The sequence below is a fragment of the Plantibacter sp. T3 genome, assembly GCF_902506515.1.
GTDB classification, from domain to species: domain Bacteria; phylum Actinomycetota; class Actinomycetes; order Actinomycetales; family Microbacteriaceae; genus Plantibacter; species Plantibacter auratus.
The window spans coordinates 1,604,415-1,625,200 of record NZ_LR733286.1; the positions used below are offsets into that span (position 1 = coordinate 1,604,415).

The 20,786-nt window shown below is 68.2% G+C and carries 14 protein-coding genes; 7 read left to right on the plus strand and 7 right to left on the minus strand.

Going from position 1 to position 20,786, the window contains the following annotated elements; all coding sequences use genetic code 11:
* The first annotated feature begins 161 nt into the window (after nt 1-161).
* From GV015_RS07775 to pip, 3 genes are all read left to right on the plus strand, one after another.
* A complete protein-coding gene (locus tag GV015_RS07775) occupies nt 162-2,243 on the plus strand; it encodes an acyl-CoA dehydrogenase (RefSeq protein WP_159877771.1) in 2,082 nt (693 codons plus the stop codon).
* A gap of 90 nt (nt 2,244-2,333) precedes the next feature.
* On the plus strand, nt 2,334-3,221 hold the full coding sequence (locus GV015_RS07780) for a neutral zinc metallopeptidase (protein ID WP_086474588.1): 888 nt from the start codon (nt 2,334-2,336) through the stop codon (nt 3,219-3,221).
* 65 nt (nt 3,222-3,286) lie between these two features.
* Nucleotides 3,287-4,246 carry a prolyl aminopeptidase gene (pip, locus tag GV015_RS07785; protein WP_159877773.1) on the plus strand — a complete coding sequence of 320 codons (960 nt, stop codon included), beginning with the start codon at nt 3,287-3,289 and terminating at the stop codon, nt 4,244-4,246.
* Between the two features lie 85 nt (nt 4,247-4,331).
* Here the strand turns inward: pip and GV015_RS07790 are convergent, their stop codons facing one another.
* Nucleotides 4,332-5,054, minus strand: coding sequence for a polysaccharide deacetylase family protein (locus GV015_RS07790; RefSeq protein WP_159877775.1), 723 nt, complete (start codon nt 5,052-5,054; stop codon nt 4,332-4,334).
* Between the two features lie 103 nt (nt 5,055-5,157).
* Complete coding sequence (locus GV015_RS07795) at nt 5,158-5,628, minus strand: adenylyltransferase/cytidyltransferase family protein (protein WP_079706219.1); 471 nt, start codon at nt 5,626-5,628, stop codon at nt 5,158-5,160.
* 530 nt (nt 5,629-6,158) lie between these two features.
* Here GV015_RS07795 and GV015_RS07800 point away from each other — a divergent pair.
* Nucleotides 6,159-6,857 (plus strand): glycosyltransferase family 4 protein, encoded by a 699-nt coding sequence (locus tag GV015_RS07800; protein WP_236555369.1) that lies wholly within the window; start codon nt 6,159-6,161, stop codon nt 6,855-6,857.
* Between the two features lie 36 nt (nt 6,858-6,893).
* Here the strand turns inward: GV015_RS07800 and GV015_RS07805 are convergent, their stop codons facing one another.
* From GV015_RS07805 to GV015_RS07815, 3 genes are read right to left on the minus strand one after another with little or no spacing between them, the layout of a single operon-like run.
* A complete protein-coding gene (locus tag GV015_RS07805) occupies nt 6,894-7,865 on the minus strand; it encodes a glycosyltransferase family 2 protein (RefSeq protein WP_159877777.1) in 972 nt (323 codons plus the stop codon).
* Nucleotides 7,858-9,183 (minus strand): phenylacetate--CoA ligase family protein, encoded by a 1,326-nt coding sequence (locus tag GV015_RS07810; RefSeq protein ID WP_159877779.1) that lies wholly within the window; start codon nt 9,181-9,183, stop codon nt 7,858-7,860. The genes GV015_RS07805 and GV015_RS07810 overlap by 8 nt, the downstream gene beginning before the upstream one ends.
* 28 nt (nt 9,184-9,211) lie before the next feature.
* The gene (locus GV015_RS07815; RefSeq protein ID WP_159877781.1) at nt 9,212-10,273 is read right to left on the minus strand and encodes a glycosyltransferase; all 1,062 of its coding nucleotides are present in this window, start codon (nt 10,271-10,273) and stop codon (nt 9,212-9,214) included.
* A 182-nt stretch (nt 10,274-10,455) separates the two neighbouring features.
* Between GV015_RS07815 and GV015_RS07820 the strand changes: the two genes are divergently transcribed.
* The 3 genes from GV015_RS07820 to GV015_RS07830 all read left to right on the plus strand — a co-directional run bounded on the left by GV015_RS07820 (nt 10,456) and on the right by GV015_RS07830 (nt 17,963).
* Nucleotides 10,456-11,448, plus strand: a complete 993-nt coding sequence (locus GV015_RS07820) for a glycosyltransferase (protein ID WP_159877783.1) — start codon at nt 10,456-10,458, stop codon at nt 11,446-11,448.
* Nucleotides 11,445-12,053, plus strand: coding sequence for a hypothetical protein (locus GV015_RS07825; RefSeq protein ID WP_159877785.1), 609 nt, complete (start codon nt 11,445-11,447; stop codon nt 12,051-12,053). The genes GV015_RS07820 and GV015_RS07825 overlap by 4 nt, the downstream gene beginning before the upstream one ends.
* A gap of 240 nt (nt 12,054-12,293) precedes the next feature.
* Nucleotides 12,294-17,963, plus strand: a complete 5,670-nt coding sequence (locus GV015_RS07830; protein WP_159877787.1) for a PKD domain-containing protein — start codon at nt 12,294-12,296, stop codon at nt 17,961-17,963.
* Between the two features lie 262 nt (nt 17,964-18,225).
* On the opposite strand, the gene GV015_RS07835 is transcribed toward GV015_RS07830, so the two are convergent.
* Nucleotides 18,226-19,515 carry a lipopolysaccharide biosynthesis protein gene (locus tag GV015_RS07835; protein ID WP_159877789.1) on the minus strand — a complete coding sequence of 430 codons (1,290 nt, stop codon included), beginning with the start codon at nt 19,513-19,515 and terminating at the stop codon, nt 18,226-18,228.
* Nucleotides 19,512-20,783 (minus strand): hypothetical protein, encoded by a 1,272-nt coding sequence (locus GV015_RS07840; RefSeq protein WP_159877791.1) that lies wholly within the window; start codon nt 20,781-20,783, stop codon nt 19,512-19,514. Before GV015_RS07840 ends, GV015_RS07835 begins: the two co-directional genes overlap by 4 nt.
* Nucleotides 20,784-20,786 lie beyond the last annotated feature (3 nt).

Genomic DNA, 20,786 nt, shown 5'->3' on the forward strand with positions numbered 1-20,786 from the left:
CGCCGCTCCTGGGAGCGAGCTGCGACAGCTGTGGGGGAGGACCAAGTCGATCGACGACGATCGGGCGGGCCCTTGTCCACATCCCACAGGCGCTTTCACCCATCGTTATGACAGTCCTACCATTGTGGGAGGTTTTCATGGGTGAAAGGCAGGACACAGCGATGGTCGATACAGCGATCCGGACGAGCGTCAGCGGTACCACGGCAGCGACGGTCGAGGTGGCGCCGTCCGACGCGCGGATCGACGTCCCGGCGCTCGCGCACCAGCTGCTCGGCACCTGGCCGGAGGCGCGTCTCGCGTCTCGCGCGCTCGCCGCGAAGCCGGAGATGCAGCGCATCGAGGGCCAGTCGATGGACGACCACCGCGACCGCGTCTTCCACCAGCTGAAGCTCCTCGTCGAGAACGGCCAGGTGCTCAAGGCGTTCCCGACGCGCCTCGGCGGCGCCGACGACCACGGCGGCAACATCGCCGGGTTCGAGGAGCTCCTCCTCGCCGACCCGTCTCTCCAGATCAAGTCCGGTGTCCAGTGGGGCCTCTTCGGTGCGGCAATCCTGCACCTCGGCACCGAGCCGCACCACGACGCGTTCCTGCCCGGCGCGATGAACCTCGACGTCCCCGGTGCCTTCGCGATGACGGAGTCCGGTCACGGCTCCGACGTCGCCTCGATCGCGACGACCGCGACCTACGACCCGGAGACCCAGGAGTTCGTCATCGACACCCCGTTCCGCGCGGCGTGGAAGGACTACCTCGGCAACGCGGCCGTGCACGGCAAGGCGGCGACCCTGTTCGCGCAGCTCATCACGAACGGTGTGAACCACGGCGTGCACTGCTTCTACGTGCCCATCCGCGACGACGAGGGCGCATTCCTGCCCGGGATCGGCGGCGAGGACGACGGCCTGAAGGGCGGGCTCAACGGCATCGACAACGGCCGGCTGCACTTCACCGGCGTCCGCGTGCCGCGCACCAACCTCCTCAACCGCTACGGCGACGTCGCCGAGGACGGCACCTACTCCTCGCCCATCAAGAGCCCCGGGCGTCGCTTCTTCACCATGCTCGGCACGCTCGTCCAGGGCCGGGTGTCCCTCGACGGAGCCGCGACGTCGGCCTCCGCCCTCGCCCTGCAGATCGCGATCACCTACGGCAGTGAGCGTCGGCAGTTCAACGCGGGCAGCGACACCCAGGAGGAGGTCATCCTCGACTACCAGCGCCACCAGCGCCGGCTCCTGCCGCGCCTCGCGACGACGTACGCGCAGATCTTCGCCCACGACCGGCTGCTCGTGAAGTTCGACGAGGTCTTCAGCGGCAAGGCCGACTCGGACGACGACCGTCAGGACCTCGAGACCCTCGCGGCGGCCCTCAAGCCGCTGTCGACCTGGCACGCGCTCGACACGCTCCAGGAGGCGCGCGAGGCGTGCGGTGGCAACGGCTTCCTCGCAGAGAACCGCCTCACCGGCCTGCGCGCCGACCTCGACGTCTACGCGACGTTCGAGGGCGACAACAACGTGCTGCTGCAGCTCGTCGCCAAGCGCCTCCTCACCGACTACAGCCGGAAGTTCGCGAAGGTCGACGCCGGTGCGCTCGCCCGCTACGTCGTGGAGCAGGCGACCGACCGCGCCGTGCACAGCAGTGGACTCCGGAGCCTCGCGCAGACCGTGAAGGACTTCGGGTCCACCGCACGCTCGGTGAGCCAGCTGCGCGACACGAACGTCCAGCGCGAGCTGCTGACCGAGCGCGTCGAGTCGATGATCGCCGAGGTCGCGACGAAGCTGCGCGGAGCGAACAAGCTCTCCAAGCAGGCCGCGTCCGACCTGTTCAACGCGCACCAGAACGAGCTCATCGAGGCGGCGCGCGCTCATGGCGAGCTCCTCCAGTGGGAGGCGTTCACCGAGGGTGTCGAGCAGATCCAGGACCCCGGCACCAAGCAGGTGCTGACCTGGGTGCACGACCTCTTCGGGCTCTCGCTCATCGAGAAGCACCTTGCCTGGTACCTCATCCACGGGCGCCTCTCCCCGCAGCGCGGTCAGGCCGTCAGCGCCTACGTCGACCGCCTCATCGCCCGCTTGCGTCCGCACGCCCTCGACCTCGTCGAAGCGTTCGGCTTCGCCCCCGAGCATGTGCGCGCACCCATCGCGACCGGCCAGGAGGCGCAGCGCCAGCAGGAGGCCGCCGACTACTTCGCCGAGCTCCGTGCCTCGGGCGACGCGCCCGTCGACGAGAAGACGCTCACGAAGAAGTCCCGCTGACCACGCGCGGTTGACGGGAGGCACATCGTCGTCCGCGCAAGGGTCCGGCGACGATATGCCTCACCTCGCGCTGAGCGGTAGGGTGCCGACATGACGTTCAACGACAACGCCGACATCAGCGGGAACAAGGTCAAGCGACGGGGCCGCACGACCGGCATCGCCGTCGGTGGCGGCGCGGTCGGTGTCATCGTGATCGCCCTCATCTCCCAGTTCCTGGGGGTCGACGTGTCGGGCATCCTCGGCGGCGGCGGCATCGGCGGGGGCCAGCAGGAGGAGAGCCAGCTCTCCGACGAATGCCAGACCGGTGCCGACGCGAACGCGAACGTCGACTGCCGCATGGGCGGTGCCTACTCGTCGCTCGACGCCTACTGGGCCGAGGAGCTACCCGCGCTCGGCGTCGACTACACCTCGCCAGCCGACTTCATCATCTTCGACCAGCAGACGAACACGGGTTGCGGTGCCGCCACGAGCGCCACCGGCCCGTTCTACTGCCCGCCGGACCAGACCATCTACATCGACACCAGCTTCTATGCCGAACTGCGCGACCGCTTCGGCGCTTCCGGCGGACCGCTCGCCGAGATGTACGTCGTCGCCCACGAGTGGGGTCACCACATCCAGGCGCTCACTGGCATCATGGACCGCGCCGACCGCAGCGGTACGGGTCCGGCCTCCGACTCCGTGCGCATCGAGGTCCAGGCCGACTGCTTCGCCGGTGCCTGGGTCGCCGCGGCATCGGACACCGAGGATGCGAAGGGGGTCGCCTTCCTGAAGCCCGTGACCCAGCAGGAGATCGACGACGCGCTGAGCGCCGCGGCGGCCGTCGGTGACGACCGCATCCAGGAGGCCGCGACCGGCCAGGTGAACCCCGAGGCGTGGACCCACGGTTCGGCCGAGCAGCGGCAGCGCTGGTTCATGACCGGCTACCAGTCCGGTCCGTCCGCGTGCGACACCTTCTCGGTGTCGGCCGACCAGCTCTGACCGGCGTGCCGGGTGCGGCATGCTAGATGAGACACGTGTCGTGAACACAGGAGGAAGTGGACCGTATGGGTGAGCCGTATCCCGAGATCGAGCCGTACGAGACCGGCATGCTCGACGTCGGCGACGGGCAGTCGCTGTACTGGGAGACCTCCGGCAACCCCGACGGCAAGCCCGTCGTGTTCCTCCACGGCGGCCCGGGCGGCGCGACGAGCCCCATCCACCGTCGACTCTTCGACCCGAAGCGCTACCGCATCGTCCTCGTCGACCAGCGCGGCTGCGGCAAGAGCACCCCGCACGCGAGCGACCCCGCGGCCGACCTGTCGACGAACACCACCTGGCACCTCGTCGCCGACCTCGAGGTCCTCCGGAAGGCGCTGAAGATCAAGCGCTGGATGGTGTTCGGCGGGTCCTGGGGCTCGACGCTCGCGCTCGCGTATGCGCAGAAACACACGAAGCGTGTCACCGAGCTCGTGCTCCGAGGCATCTTCACGCTGCGCGACGCCGAGCTCGACTGGTTCTACGAGGGTGGTGCCTCCGCGGTCTTCCCCGACCTGTGGGAGGGCTACCTCGAGCCGATCCCGGTCGGCGAACGCCGTCACCTCATCGAGGCCTACCACCGGCGCCTGTTCGACGAGGACCCGGCCGTCCACGGGCCGGCGGCCGTCGCCTGGTCGCGGTGGGAGTCCTCGACGATCACCCTGCTCCCGCAGGAGGAGACCGTCGCGCGGTTCACCGACCCGCACTTCGCGGTGGCGTTCGCGCGCATCGAGAACCACTTCTTCACGAACAAGGGCTGGTTCGAACCCGACCAGCTCATCCGCGACGCCGGCAAGCTCGCCGGGGTGCCCGGCGTGATCGTCCAGGGCCGCTACGACATGTGCACCCCGGTCTTCACCGCCTGGGACCTGCACCGGGCGTGGCCGGAGGCGGACTTCACGATCGTCCCCGACGCGGGGCACGCCTTCGACGAGCCGGGCATTCTGTCGGCGCTCATCGACGCGACGGACCGCTTCGCGAAGGACTGAGGGTGGCCGGACCTGGACGCCCTTCGACAGGCTCAGGGACCGGGGTCGGCTCAGGGACCGGAGTCGGTTCAGGGACCGGGGGTGATCACTCCGTGAAGCGTGCCCGGCGGACGGCCTTGCCCACCCGCAGGGCCTCGCCGAGCGAGCGGCCGACGAGGCCCTCGCGGGCGAAACCACTCAGCAGCTCGGCAGCGAGCGCGCCGCGGTCGACCTCGGGTTCCGGGCCGTCGTCGACGCCGTCGGCCGGGCCGGCGAAGCCGTCGTGGGCGAGCAGGATCGAGCCCTGGTGGCAGTGCCGGACGGCGTGGGCGACGCGCTCGTGCTCGCCGACGTCCTTGACGTCCCAGGCGGTCGCCGTCCACAGCACCGTCTGCAGGCCGGCTCGTTTGACGGCCTGCCAGGTCTCGATGCTCTGCGCGCCGTAGGGTGGCCGGAACCACTCGATCGGCTGGCCGCTCAATTGTTCGAGCTCCTGCTTGGCCGCGAGGGTCCGCCGATAGGCCGCCTCCTCGGAGAAGTCGGTGAGGCGCACGTGGTCGTCGCCGTGCAGCGCGAGTTCGTGCCCACCGGCGATGATGCGTTCGAGGAGCTCGGGGTGCTTCCGCGCGCGGCCGACGAGGACGAAGAACGTCGCGGTCGCGCCTGCCTCGGCGAGGGCGTCGAGGACGCCTGGCGTGCCGTCGGGGCTCGGACCGTCACCGTAGGTCATGACGACCGTGCGCTCCTCGGTCGCGACACCGACGATCGAGCCGTGGACGGGCAGCGAACCGGTGAGGCGTGCGAGCAGCGCCTGCCGAGCCTTCGTCATGTGTCCACCGCCCTGTGAGTCGATCCGTCCAACAGTACCTCGCTGTCGTGGCGAACGGGAGCGAGGCCGCGGCGGCGGAACGGGCGCAGGGGTGCGGCGGGTGTCAGGCCTGGACGAGCGTCGTGTCGAGCTCGCGCTGCTCCTCGAGCTGGGCGAGTGCACGGCGGAGTGCCGTGCTCGAGGTGCTCATCGTGTACGGGAAGTAGACGACCTCGACGCCGACCTTGGCGAACTCCGCCTCGAGCCGGAGGCCCTCGGCGGTCCCGCGCCAGTCGTCGCCCTTGAAGAAGATGTCGAACCGGAGCGCTTCCCACGCCTGGAGCTTGTCCTCCCAGGTCTCCTCGACGGCCTCGTCGACGAAGCCGATGTGGCGGACGATCTCGAGACGCTCGGTCAGCGGGACGATGGGCTCGATGCGCTTTCGGGTGCGCAGCAGCTCGTCCGAGACGACCCCGGCGATGAGGTAGTCGCACGCGCTCTTGGCGTGACGGAGGATGTTCAGGTGCCCGACGTGGAAGAGGTCGAAGGCGCCTGCTGCGTAGCCGACGCGTCCGACTGCACTGCGATCCGTCATGGTCTGCCCCCTGGCATGCTCGTGGTGGTGTGCGCACGGGGCCGTCGGGATCGACTCCGGCATTCGGCACATCCATCGGGCCTCTTGCGAGCCTATGAGGGTCATCAGCGCTTGCCGAGTCCACTTTCGAGTGGCACCCGGACGGGGCTGATGGGGTTTCGCGTTCACCGAGTGGTCCGGCGAGAGCATCCGGCTATCCTGGTCCGGTGTCCGAACCTCAGAGCACCGATCGCCTCCTGACCTGGGGTGTTCCCGCCGAGCGCTCTGCGAGCGCTTGGGAGCAGCGCCATGGCCGGGGCGAGGTGCCGAGTGTCTGGCCCTACGGGCTCGACGGGCTCCGCGACGTCGCCCCGGTGTCACTCGTGGACCTGTCAGCGCCTGGGCGGCTCGCACGATTCCGCTCGCGTCTCGGGATCGGACCTCGTCCGCGCGCGGGACTCGCATTCACGTGGGACGAGAATGCTGCCTTCCGACTGCAGGTCGGGCACCCGCACGAACGGTTCGTGTCAGGAGTCATCTGGCTCACCGACATGGTCGAACGAGGCACGGTCCCCGGCCGGCTCGTCGACGTGCTGCGGCGCGCCGAAGCGCTGTGGGTACTGAGCGAGGCGCAGGTCGAACCGCTGCGCCGCGTGTTGGGGGCTGATGGACCGCGCGTTGTCGCCGTGCCGTTCGGTGTCGACGCTGAGTTCTTCTCCCCTCGCCCTTTTCCGGATCGGCCGCGGGTCGTCAGCATCGGCAACGATCGCGATCGCGATCCTCAGACGCTCTTCCGCGCGCTGGCTCGCGTGCGGGAAGCCCGACCAGAGGCGGAGATCATCGTGCAGACCTCCGCGGCGGAAGCCCCGGACGGCATCGAGATCGTACAGCGGATGTCGCACCGCGATTTGCGCGAGCTCTACGAGACGGCGAGCGTTGTGGCTACAGCCACTCGATCGAACCTGCACGTCTCTGGAATGACGGTGACGCTGGAAGCACTCGCGACCGGACGACCCGTGGTGAACACGGGGACGCCGGGGATGTCGCAGTACGTGGCGGAAGGTCGAACGGGACACCTCGTACCCGTCGGGGACGCCGAGGCGATGGCCGATCGCCTGATCAGCCTCCTCGATGACCCGACCCGCGCAGCGGCGATGGGGGCAGCAGGCCGCCGCGTGGTCGAGGAGGGGTTCACCACCCAGGTCATGTGCGCGCACCTCGGCGCGATCCTGTCGCCCACCGCGGGGTGACGCCGCTCGGGCCGACACCATAGCCCGCGCCTGATCTCACGACGAGCGGTTCGCCCGGCGTGCGTATTCCTGATAGGTGTAGCCGAAGGCGCCCAGGAACCTTCCCGCTCCACGAGCGACCGCGCGCTCGCCGCGAGCCCGGTGGCGCAGACTCCGGGTGACGACACCGAGAGCCACTCGCGCCGATCCTCCGAGGACACGGACGAGGCCATGCGCCGCGGATACGCCGGCCGCCCGTGCCTGGCCCAGCCGTCCCGACGCGAGCTGTCGTTCGACGGCGGCATCTACCGTTCCGCCACGCAACGCCCTCGTCAACACCCAGCGGCGACTCATCCGATCAGCCGGGATGTGGTCGAGAACGACAGCGTCATCGGCCCAGACGAGTGTCTCCCCAGCCTGCGTGAGGGATGTGGTGAATAGCGTGTCCTCGCCACCGCTGAGGCCCATGGTCGGCTCGAAGCGCAGTCCCAGGGTCCTGATGCGATGCAGGTCGAGCAGCAGGTTGTTCGTCGCGGCGGCTCGCAGACGATCACCCGTCTGCCTCGCGGGACGCAGAAAGGCTCGGACGGAGATCAACCAGGCGTTCCGCTCGACCTCGAACACCGAGACGACACGGCCCAGGACACCTGCGGGTCGGAACGTCAGCCAGGCCGAGACCATCGCGCCGAACCAGGCGGGTGTCGGCTCCTCGTCGTCGTCGAGGAACAGGAGCAGTCGGTGATCGCGCGCCTCGTCGAGCGCCCTGTTCCGCACCGCGGCGAGTCCCGCGCGAGGTTCGACGACGTACCGCGGTGAGCCGGGGGAGGATTCGACGATCGCCCGTGCACTCCCTTCGGGGTCGTTGTCGATAACGACGATGTCCACCTGCACGAGGGGGAAGTCCGTGCGAGCGGCACCGGTGGACACTGCGATTGCCCGGAGGATGCGCGCGAGTTCGGTCGGCCGATGGAAGGTGGGGACCGCGATGAGAGCGGAGAGCGGAGTGTCGTCCGAGCGGGTCTCAAGCATGCGGCGCACTGCTCCGGATGAACCGCATCTTCCCGCCCACGTGAGGAATGGTGTCGACGACGCTCACCGTGACGGGGACCTCACCGAGCGTGGCCGCGCGGAGTTTCGACACCGCGGTCTCCAGGGCGGCCGGAGCGTCGTCGACCGGCTTCATGATGCAGCGCAGGACAACGGAGAAGTCCTCCGCCTGTTCGATTTCGAACTGGCGGACCGCCCATGGTGCATCGTCGAAGATGTGCCCGAGGGCCCCCGAGATCGTGACTCCACTGGGGAGCCGGAGGGCGTCGGACGTCCGTCCGCCGACCGGCGCGATGCGCGTGAGGGTGAAGCCGTCCGCCCCGGGACCGTCGAGCCGCGCAGATGTGTCGCCGATCCGGTAGCGGATCAGCGGAAAGACGCGGTTCGTGAGGTCGGTGGCGACGACTTCGCCGGTCTCGTCCACTGCGGTGGGGGTTCCGTCGGCTCGCAGGATCTCGACGCGACGGACGTCGTCGAAGACGTACAGGCCGTCCTGGGCGGGACCCTCTCCGGCGATCCAGGGCACCTCAGCCGAGCGGTAGTGGTCGTACGCGGGAGCTCCGAGGGCGCTCTGGATCTCGGCACGGGCGGCCGGACCGAGCGGTGCTGCCGTCAGCGCGATGGCGCGAGGCGGTGCGAAGTGCGGCCCGAACTGCTCGACGTAGCGCGCGAGTTCGAGCACGCCACCGACGTACCCGAGGAGGAACGGTGGACGAACGCGATTCCACTCGGCCACGAACGCGGCCATCGATGACGAGTCCATCCGCTGCGCGTCGAGTTCGACTCGTTTCGACGGCCACCACTGGCGGTTGTGGCTCGTTGCAGCGCGACCGGTCAACACATGCCTCGTCACGATGCCGCGGTCCTCCCACGGCCGGACGTCCCACCACCGCAGCAGTCGCCACTCGAGCGCACGCGCTGGGAACCGCAGGTCGCGAAGCAGACGAAGCGGCCGGCCGGTGCTCCCGCCGGTCGATGAGACCGTGCTCGTCTCCGGAGTGGCCTCGTCTGAACGGATCGAGTCGAAGTGCTCGCGGACGGTCTCCTTGTCGAGCAGGGGCAGGCTGGAGAACGCAGCTGGATCGCGCAAGTCTTCGCCCGTGACACCGTGAGCCGAATACCAGTCGCGATAGAACGTGGTGTGCTCGAAGGCGAAGCGGGCGTGCGCGATCGACCGCTCGGCCTGCAGCGACGCGAGAGCCGTCGGCTCGAGGGTGTCGTTCGCTCGGAACTCCCGGAGGGCCGCGCGACTGCTGCGTGCCCCGATGACGGTCTTAACGGTGAACGCGGCTCGTCTCATCGACGGGCTCCTCTCGAGGACGATCGGATCATGCTTGCTTGCGGACAGGCGCAACGGAGCGCGCCGACCCGGTGTAGGAGCGACCGCGACGGATTGCGACAGCCCGCCGGAAGGCCCGCACGTGTTGGGCGCCCACCGCGTCCCAGTCGCGAGCGGAGAGGTCGGGGCGATCAGCTCGCGCGAGCCGGCGGACCTCGTCCATCGTCCTGCGGAGCGTCGCTCCATCGAGATCGCCCGCGTACTGATGCACCCACCCCGCTCCGACCTCCGCGCTCAACGCGCGGTTCGTGTCGTTCTCCGGAATGAGGACCGGGCGGTCCAAAGACAGCGCAGCGAGTGTTCCACCCGAGTTGTGCATGAACCGGTAGGGCAAGACGACGAGTTCGGACCGCGACACTGCTGCGACCAGCTCGGCGTCGGAGAGGAAACGGAGGTCGAGCTCGACACCGGCACCTGCGAGCTCCGTGATCGTCGCGGTGAGTTCCGTCGACGACGGTTTGCCGCTCACCGAGAGCGACAGCGCGTCGTCGGAGGCTCTGGCCTCGGCGAACGCCTGCAGGAGGAGCTCGACGCCCTTGTACCGGCGGATGAGTCCGACGTAGCCGAGCCTGCCCTGGAGCGCGGGCGGCTGCGGGTACGAGGCATACCAGTCGCGGTAGTGTCCGTGCAAGATGGTCTCCGATGCGGCGTCGGCCGGAATCGGCGTCGTGGGGTTCAGCGCGATACGGAGCGTGGTCAGTCGGTCCAGCCGTCGGATCATGGCGAGTTCGCACCGCGGCATCCCCTGAGGGAGCTCGATGTTGTGCATCGTCCGTACGATGGCGACCCGCGAGCAGGTCAGACGTGCGAGGAGCGCGGCGAACAGGAACCGCTTCCCCATCGCGCGGAGACGGGACGCCCCGCCGAACTTCGCCTCCGGCCAGTGAAAGTGGATCGCGTCGTAGCGTCCGAAGATCGCCGAGCCCCAGGAGAAGCGGAGGTGCTCGAGGCCGTCGGCCGAGCCGAGCGCCTCGTCGAGCATGACGATGTACGGGTTGGTCGTGGCCCGGGGGGCTTTGAACGCCTGCATCACACGCAGTCGGCGGCTCATCAATGTCCTCGCAGTGGTCGGGTCGGAAGGGCGATCGAGGCGGCCGTGCGCGCAAGCGACTCGGCGGATCGGCCCCGGTCGGCTCGCGGCGATTCGGGTCGGCCGGAGAGCGGGAGGAGGGTGGTCGACGTATACTACCGCTCGCCAGGCTACCCGAGCACGGGCGATCATGGAGGTGCGCAGTGCCCGAGGGGTATCGAGGCAGGGGACTCGCCGTCGTCGTCGTCAACTACGGTTCCTCGACCTTGCTCAGGGCAAACCTCGTGCAGGTGCAGTCGGAACTGCCCGAGGCGTTGTTCGTCGTGGTCGACAACGCCACCTCGGATGACGAGCGCATGGCCGTCCGAGACCTGGGCGCCGAGCACGGGTGGACGGTCCTCGAACCCGTCGCCAATCTTGGGTTCGGCGGAGGGATGAACCTCGGCGTCGCTGCGGCGATCGGCGATCCACGGACCGAGACGCTGCTGTTGCTCAACCCCGACGCGTCGATCGATGCGGGGAACACCGAGGTGCTGGTGACTGCGGCGCTGCAGTCGCCTCACTCGCTGCTCGGCCCGGAGATCCGCCGACCCGACGGCCGTGTCTGGTCGCGCGGGCACGTCCTCGACGTCGACACCGGGCGCATGCGCCGTCTCGACAACCAGACGTTGTCGAGGACCGATCGTCCCTGGCTGACGGGAGCCTGTCTCGTGATGTCGGTCGAGCTGTGGCGAGCGGTCGGTGGCTTCGACGAGGAGTACTTCCTCTACTGGGAGGATGTCGATCTCAGTCACCGCATCCTCGCACTCGGCGGCGCCGTCCGGTTCGAGCCGCGAGCCGTCGCGATCCACGACGAGGGTGGGACACACGTCGCCGGACGGGTCGGTGGAGACCGGGCGAAGTCGACGACCTACTACTACTACAACATTGTGAACCGATTCCGGTACGCGTCGGGGCACCTCGACGCTGCGGGGATGCGGTCGTGGTCGAGGAGTGCATGGAGTGCATCCTGGGAGATCCTGCTCCGCGGCGGGAAGCGCCAGTTCCTGCGCTCGCCGAAACCGATCCTGGCGGGTGCACGTGGCTTCCTGGCTGGACGTCGGCTGCTCAAGCTCGCCCTGGCCCGGACTGGGCCCTATGTTGAGAGCGTGACGGCCGATCAGAGCGGGCCGTCCCAGGAAGTGGAGCAGCAATGAACCCGGTAGTCCGTCGGAGGGTGCTGATCGGCATCGCGATCGTCGTCGTGGTCGTCATCGGAATCGGCATCTGGTTCCTGGTGCGCCCGGCCGCCCACCCGTCCGGACCAGGATCGTCGACAGGATCCTCATCGGCGGGGTCCGCCACGCCCGACCCGTCGGTCAGCCCGTCGGACGGCGGTGCCAGCGAGGTGCTGCCCGAGCTCGACCCGGTCGGTCTCGACCAGGCAGCTGTCGCAGCATCCGGCGTCGGCGCGGCGATCACCAAGCTCGAGAGCATCCAGGGGGAGGCCGTCGGCGCCGGGGACATCTCGGGCCCGTCGATCCGGGTCACGATCGCCTTGACGAACGGCACCTCCGCCGATCTCGACACTGCGTTCATCGCGGTGAACGCCTACTCGGGTCCGGACGAGACGCCGGCGAACCTGCTCGTCAAGCCTGGTGGCAAGCCGTTCGCCGGCGTGATCGCGCCCGGCGGCACGCAGGAGGCGGTCCTGATCTTCGCCATCCCCGAGGCCGATCGCGCCGATGTGAAGATCACGCTGGACTACCAGGCGGGACAGCCTTCACTCGTTTTCCAGGGCGACGCGACCGCTCCGTTCTGACGACGTCTTCGATGACGCCCCTGCTGTCCCCTGTTCGGGGATGGCTCGCTTTGGGGTGATTCGTGTCCTTGTCCCGCACACTCCCGCCGTTCTACCATCCCACGAGGGCGCACGCAGTTCGGGTTGTTGTGTTACCGCTAACGAATCATGCTTTGTTACGGATGACGAGGAACGACATTGTCCAAGCTGACCACGCCCACGAGCGCGTCCCACCCGCCGCACGGCTTCGTCCGGAGAGCAATGACCGCGATCGGCACCGCTGCCGTCATCGCAGCCACGCTGGTCTTCATCCCGCAGGTCGCGCAGGCCGCTGAGCCGGCGCCAGCGCCTGTTCCCGCCCCCGCGACGGTCTCGGCCGACGCCCTGCCGACGGCGCAGATGGACGGTGTCGCCTGGGGCCAGGCGGTTGCCGGCTCCACGGTCTTCGTCGGAGGTGACTTCGGTAAGGCGCGTCCGGCCGGTGCCGCCCTCGGTACGAGCGAGGTCGTCCGCAAGAACCTCATGGCGTACAACATCAACACCGGCGTGATGACGAACTGGGCACCGATCGCGGATGCAGCCGTGACCAGTGTCGCGGTCACACCGGACGGCACAAAGGTGTACGTCGGTGGAAGCTTCCGCACGATCGACGGTGTCACCCGCAACCGCGTCGCCGCGTTCAACGCTGCGACCGGTGCGCTCATCACGACGTTCGCGCCAATCGTCAACGCCAAGGTGCAGTCGATCGTCGCGACGAATTCCACGGTCTACATCGGCGGAGACTTCACGAACATCAACGGAACGGCGCGTGTCCGCGTCGCGGCGCTGAACAGCTCGACCGGCGCGCTGCTGCCCTTCAGCGCGACACTCGCGGGTGGCTACGGCGTCCGAGCGCTCGTGATCTCTCCTGACGGAGGCAAGATCGTCGTGGCCGGCTCGTTCACCTCGACGAACGGGTCAACGAATCCCGGTCGCGGTATCGCCGCCATCGACGCCGTGACCGGCGCGACCATGCCCTGGGCGATGAACAGCGTCCTCCGCAACGCCGGTGAGAACTCGGCGATGTACTCACTCGCCAGTGACGGCACCTCCGTCTACGGCACGGGGTACGACTTCGGCGGGAGCAAGACCGACGACGACTTCGAGGGGGCGTTCAAGGCGTCCTGGACCGATGGCACCCTCACCTGGATGGAGGACTGTCACGGAGACACCTACTCCATCAACGTCCTGAAGGGCGTCGTCTACACCGCGGGCCACGCCCACTACTGCGGGAACATCGGTGCGTTCCCGCAACCCGACCCGTGGGTCTTCCACCACTCGTTGGCGTTCTCGGCGGAGGCCACCGGAACGATCACCCCGGACCCCTACGGATACCGCAGCTTCACCGGTCAGCCTCGCCCAGACCTCCTGCACTGGTTCCCGACCTGGCAGGTCGGCACGAAGACCGGCCTCTCGCAAGCCGGATGGAGCGTCGTCGGGTCCGGCGACTACATCCTCTACGGCGGTGAGTTCACTCGCGCAGGAGGCGTTCGTCAGCAGGGCCTCGTGCGGTTCGTCACCAAGGACAAGGCTCCGAACAAGATGGCTCCCGAGGTGTGGGGCGACACCTGGAAGCTCAACGCCGTCTCCTTCCGCGCGAATCAGGTCCGTGTTTCTTGGCCGGCGAACTACGACCCGGACGACACGACGCTCACCTACCAGCTGTTCCGCCAGGACAAGGGCAACACGACGCCCATCTACACCACGACCGCGAACTCGAACTTCTGGACCCAGCCCCCGCTGACCTACACCGACACGCAGGTCGTCGCGGGTCAGACCTACAACTATCGGATCAAGGCGCTGGACCAGTACGGTAACTCGACGAACACGTCGACCTGGGTCCCGGCGACCGCCACCGGTGCTTCCACGTTCTCGACCTACAACGGCGCTGTCCTCGACGCCTCGCCGACCCACTACTGGCCGCTGGGCGAGACCGGTTCGACCGGATACGACTGGGCAGGCGGCAGTGATGTGACCGTCAACGCGCCGGCCGAACGCGGTGTGCCGGGTGGCAACAGTGCTCAGGCGAACTCGGCGACCTCGTTCAGCGGCACCTCGTCCTCGTACGCCGCCCCCGGCTCGAGTGAGACCGCGCCCGACACGTTCACGGTGGAGGCCTGGTTCAAGACCACCAGCACCCAGGGCGGCAAGATCGTCGGATTCGGCAACGCGAAGACCGGCGACTCCAACAACTACGACCGTCACGTCTACATCGACAACGGCGGGCGAGTGGTCTTCGGCGTGCATCCCGGCGGTGTGCGGACTGTCCAAACCTCGACGGCATACAACGACGGGCAGTGGCACTACGTCGCCGCAACACTGAGCCCAGAGGGCATGACGCTCTCACTCGACGGGAAGCGCGTCGCAGCACGGACCGACACGACGAGTGGGCAGGGGTACACCGGGTACTGGAGGGTCGGTGGCGACAACACCGGCGGCTGGCCGAACGTCGGCTCGTCCTACCTGAACGGCAGCGTCTCCGATGTGGCCGTGTACCCGACAGCGCTGTCCCGAGCGCAGATCGACGCGCACTGGACCGCTGCGGGGAAGACGTCGACCGTGCCGTCGGCTCCTGCGGACAGCTACGGAGCCAGCGTGTTCGGGCTCGACCCGGACCTTTACTGGCGTCTGGGTGAGAGCGGTGGGAACACCGCAATCGACTCCGGCCCTTCCGGGAACAGCGGAACCTACTGGGGCGACGTGGTGAAGCAGACCGCCGGAGCCATCGCGGGAACCTCCGACACGGCGGCGACCTTCTCGCCAGACGGGAACTCGGGTGTCGGTTCGAACCAGCAGTTCAACAACCCCCGGACGTACTCGCTTGAGACCTGGTTCAAGACCTCGACGACCCGGGGCGGGAAGCTCATCGGCTTCGGTAACAACTCCGTCAACGGCACATCGAGCTCCTACGACCGGCATGTGTACATGACCGACGACGGGCGTCTGAACTTCGGCGTCTACACCGGCAACACGATCATCGTGTCCTCGCCTTCCGCCTACAACGACAACACCTGGCACCACGTCGTCGCCGAGCAGTCGAGTGCAGGGATGCGGCTCTTCGTGGACGGAGCACTCGTCGCGAGTGGCGCGGAGACGAACGCCCAGGACTACACGGGATACTGGCGAATCGGCGGTGACAGCACCTGGGGCGGTGACAACTGGTTCCGCGGGTCACTCGACGAGGTCGCGGTCTACTCCAAGGTACTCACGCCGGAGCAGATCGGTGCCCACTTCAGTCTCGGCACGCTGGGCCGCGTCAACGTCGCACCGGTCGCGTCCTTCACGTCGCTGCCCAACGGCCTGTCCGTCGCCTTCGACGGGACCGCATCGTCCGATAGCGACGGGACGATCGCCAGCTTCTCCTGGAACTTCGGAGACGGCCAGACGTCCACCGAATCCGCGCCGTCCCATGCCTACACGGCGGCCGGGACCTACCAGGTCTCGCTGACGGTGACCGACGACCTGGGCAAGGTTGCGACCACGACGGCGCCCGTCACCGTCGTCGCTCCGAACGTCCTTCCGACGGCGTCGTTCACGACGAGCCTGCAGAATCTGATGGTCACCGTGGACGCCAGCGCGTCGACCGACCCGGACGGGACGATCGCGAGCTACTCCTGGAACTTCGGCGACGGGACCACCGGTGTGGGACGGACGACCGGCCACAGCTACAACGCGGCCGGCACCTACACGATCACGCTGACGGTGACGGACGATCGGGGCGGCTCGGCGACGACAACGCAGGACGTCGCTGCGGCGCTGCCGCCGAACACCCCTCCGGTAGCAGCCTTCACCACCTCGGTGAACCAGATGACTGCATCGTTCGACGCGACGACCTCGGCGGATCCCGACGGCACGATCGTCTCCTACGCCTGGGACTTCGGTGACGGGACGATGGGTACCGGAGCCACGACCACCCGCAACTACACGGCGCCCGGGTCCTACACCGTGACGCTCATCGTCACGGACAACCGAGGTGCCAACACCTCGACGACCCGGACCGTCGCACCGGCACTCCCGCCCAACACGACGCCGACTGCCGCGTTCACCTCGACGGTCAATCAGCTCGTCGCGACGTTCTCGTCGACCGGTTCGGTCGATCCTGACGGTTCGATCGCAAGCTACGCCTGGACCTTCGGGGACGGAGGGACGGCGACCGGGGCGAACCCGAGCCACACCTACCCGGCGGCGGGGACGTTCACCGTGACCCTCACGGTGACGGACGACCGCGGAGCGACCGGGACGGTGCAGCGCACCGTGACGACGACGGCTACTCCATCCGCCACGACCGTGGCGTTGGACGAGTTCGAACGGACGAGCGCGAGCGGTTGGGGGACTGCCACGACCGGCGGAGCCTGGTCGTTGCAGGGTGCGGTCTCGAGCTACACGGTCGGCGACGGAAGCGGGATCGTCTCGGTCAACAAGCTCGACACCCGCACGGCTCGACTGGCGAGCGTCTCCACGGACGATGCGATCGTCTCGACGACCTTCTCCGTCGACCGAACCGGCCCCGGGTACTACGTCGGTCTCATCGGGCGTCAGGTCGGGGCCAACATGTACACGGCCCGCGTCCGTTGGGAGGCGAACGGGCAGGTCCGCCTCTTCCTCCTCCGCAACGAGGTGCAGATCGTGGGCTCGCAGCTCATCGACATCGTCTACGCCCCCGGAGACCGTCTGAACCTCAGCGTCAAGGTGACCGGTGCGAGTCCGACGACGCTCGGCGCGAAGGTGTGGAAAGCCGGAACGGCCGAGCCGAGCACGTGGCAGCTCAGCGGGACGGACGGAGATGCCTCCATGCAGTCGGCCGGCATGATGGGACTGATCACGTACATGTCAAGTGCTTCAGCTTCGGCGACGGCCAAGCTCCGCATCGAGCGGTTCGAAGCGAGTAAGCCGGCCGCTGGCCCGGTCAGCCCACCGGTTCCGGCTCCGAACGTCGCACCGACCGCGGCGTTCACCATGGCCGCGACGGATCTCGCGGTGACCTTCGATGCGACGACGTCGACGGACAGTGACGGCACGATCTCGTCCTACTCGTGGGACTTCGGCGATGGCGGGACGGCCACCGGGCCGACGGCCCAGCACACCTTCCTCGCCGCCGGGGCCTATCCCGTGAAGCTCACGGTCACGGACAACGCCGGTGCTTCGACCACGACACAGCAGACGGCGACCGTCACCGCACCGCCGGTGGTCGTGCCGCCCGTGGACCCGCCGGTCGATCCGCCGGTCGATCCGCCGGTGGACCCGCCGGTCGATCCGCCGGTTCAGGCTCCGGCAGTCGTCGACGACTTCGACAACCGGACGTCTACCAGCGGTTGGGGGTCCGCCGAGACCGGTGGCGCCTGGTCCACGACCGGCCCCGCCGGTAGCTACAGCGTCGCTAACGGCGTCGGAAAGATCACCGCCGTCGCCTCGCAGACCTGCAGCGTGACGCTCACCGGCGTGGCCCTCACGAACGCCCTCGTGCAGACCACGTTCTCGGTGGACAAGGCACCTGCTGGAGGCTCGCACAGCATCACCGTTGCCGGCCGGAAGATCGGCAACTCGACCTACTCGGCTCGGGTTCGTCTCGATGCCGCAGGGCTCGTGCGGGTCTCGGTCCTGAAGGACGAGACCCAACTTGGGGACAGCGTGGTGCTTCCCGGTGGAGCCTACGTCGCGGGTCAGCAGCTGCACGTGTCGCTCTCCGTGTCGGGGACCGCACCGACGACGATCGCCGCGAAGGTCTGGCGGGACGCCGAAGCGGAGCCTTCGGCCTGGCAGGTGAGCGCCACCGACAGCACGCCCGCGCTGCAGGCCGCGGGTGCGGTGGGGATCATCACCTACGTGTCCGGTGCCTCCGTGAACGGTGCCACCACGCTCGCGGTGAACGACTTCACCGTGACTGGTTCCTAACCCGACATGGAGCAACGCAGAACGGCCCGGCTCACGCCGGGCCGTTCTGCGTTGCTCCATGTCGTGTCGCGCCGCGTGTCGTACTCGCCGTACCGTGTCGCGCCGCGCCGTGCTCGTCCTTACCGCACCACCGCTGCCCATCCCGGTCCGTCGCGGGGCGCGTACCCGTGAGACGGGGTGGCCGGCAGCGCCCTGACGCGTCGTCGGTCACAGCGCGCCCTCGACCTGCGGGAGTCGACGGTCCGTCCGGTCGCAGTGTCCTTCAGGCCGTTACTCGGCGCAGGCGGATGATGCGGTACCCGTACGGGATGATCTGGCAGACGAGCACCGCGAACGTGTTCGCCAGGAGTGGCCCGACCGTGCCGATCACAGGGGTCAGTGCGAAGGCGAGGGCGACGGTCATCGCGGCCATGAGCAGCCCCGGGAAGACCTGGAAGCGCACGCCGGCCGTGTCCATCTGGAACATGCCGAGCGGGTAGAGCGCCGCCTGTGTTGCGACCATCGCGCCGAAGGCGAGGATGACCTCCACCGGCACGTGGACGTCTCCGTCCGAGATGAAGGCGAAGATCCACGGTCCGGCGATCAGCATCCCGGTCGTGAACACGATCACACCGCCGGCGAAGTACGCTGCCATGGTGAACGGTCCTGTCACCGACGTACCGAGCTCGCGGGCGCGCGTGTAGCGGGGCCAGAGCGTCAGCCCGACCGCGCTGACGAGTCCCTGGAGGGCGAAGAAGAACTGACCTGCCATGGCGTACTGGGCGAGGGCGATGGTGGTGACGAACTGGGCGAGGATGAACCGCTGGGACTGCATCGCGAGTGGCGTCGTCAGCAGTTGGGCGAGCATCGGCCAGCCCATGTCCATCACCCGGACGCGAGGGTAGGCGCGGGGGAACGGCACTCGCCGCGCCACTGTCCCGATCAGTGGGCTCACCAGCCGCGAGGTCACGAGGAACCCGGTGAGGACGACGAGGAAGGCGGCGATCAGGGCGAAGACCGCGAGGAACGGATAGAGCGACGGCGCGTCGAACTGCAGGACCAACCACACCGCCAACAGCGTGAGCGGCGATTGAGCACCCTGGATCAGGATGAGGATGTGATTGCGCTGGAGGCCGATGAGTAATCTCGTCCAGATCCCGAGCGGGATCCCCAGGCAGAACACGGTGATCGAGAGGAAGGCTGCGACTGGTGCATGGGTGAGGTCGCCCGCCTCGCCCAGGAACGACTGCCACAGGCCGGTCGTCAGCATGACGGTATTGAGCACCATCGCCGCTGCGGCGAACCCGATCATGATGCGACCGACCGTCGTCACCTCACCGACCAGCAGGGGGTCTCGACGCGGGTCGTCCGAGCGGGCGACTCGGTTGACGACGACCGCACCCGAGCCCAGGTCGGTGAAACCGATGAGGTTCGGTAGGGCAATGAGGAGCGTGTAGAGCGCGTACTGCGCTGCGCCCGCGTCAGTGATCAGGAGGCGCGTCGTCGTCAGGCCGCACACGAGCGCGAGCGCCATCGTGAACGCTTTCGCTCCGATGGACTTGATGATGTTCACGAAGCGAGCCTCCGAGGCGCTGCGACCTGCGTGGGTCCTGCCCTGCGGACGAGGACGACGACGATGAAGAGGATGACGGTCGAGACCGAACTGTAGAGCGGACTGAAGAACAGGTCCCACACCATCCGCGTCGCCAGGAACACCTCGAGCCCGCTGATCCGTCGAGCGGTGAGTCTGAACGCGACGCCGTAGAAGACGAACCCCATGGTAATGAGAAGCCAGACGAGCCCCAGGGCGCCGTAGAGAATCCACACGTCTCCGAGGATCGAGTGGACCTCGAAACTCGGAGAGAGCATGTAGCGCTCGACGTAGCCGTTGTTCGGATCGTAGCCGAGAGACGCCATCCCGGACTTGGCCACGAGGACGTCGAACATCGACGGCGTCGTGCCGGAGCCGTAGCCCCACGGTTGCTGCGTGAGGAGCGCAACCGATGCCCCGAGCTCGGGTCGACCGCCGAGGATGACCGAGCCGGTGAGTTCAAGCTGAGCCTGCGTCCGCTGCTGCGTACTGACGCCCAGGTACCCTTCGAGGATCGCGGCCTGGGCGAGGAGGAAGACGAGGTACCCGATGATGCCGAGTCTGCCGAGCGCCCACCAGACCCGCCGGCGGCCTTCGAAGAGGCGGATGCGCTGCATCGCCACGACTGCGGCCGCCAGGGCGAACATCGCCGCAGCGGACCGTGAGTCGTTAAGCGCGCTGACTCCGACGAGTCCGATCAGCGCGACGATGTCCAGCCAGCGGCGCCCGAGCAACCACGACAGGCCGAGGAGCAGGATGGCGATGGGTACCGACAGGCTGAACTTCCACGGGTTGAGTGCCTCGAAGCCCTGGAGCGGGAGGACGGCTAGCATTCCGAGTGCGAAGAGGACCGCGACGAGCGGGGCTCCGAGACGGAGGCGCGCCCAAAGGAGCAGGCCGATCAACACGACGATGCCGAGGATCCGGGCCGACGTCATGATCAGAAGACGCTCGGACGTCGTGTGGTCACTTGCGGCGAGCCCGGTGAGGGTGATGCCCGAGAGCACCGCCAGGACGCCGAGGCCGACGGCGAGGCGTGCTCCCCGGTACCGGGACAAGGCGGGGAGCCAGAGTGGGATGAGGAGCACCGCGATCACCGCGATCGCGAAGATCTCCTCGTACCGGGGGAAACGAGCGCCGGCGAGGACGCACAGCGCTCCGGCGAACCAGACTTCGACGGTGCCGGAGCGTGCCGGAGCTCGACCGGGAGGGAGGATCCCGACCGGTCCGAGCGTCGACGCGACGGTCACGGC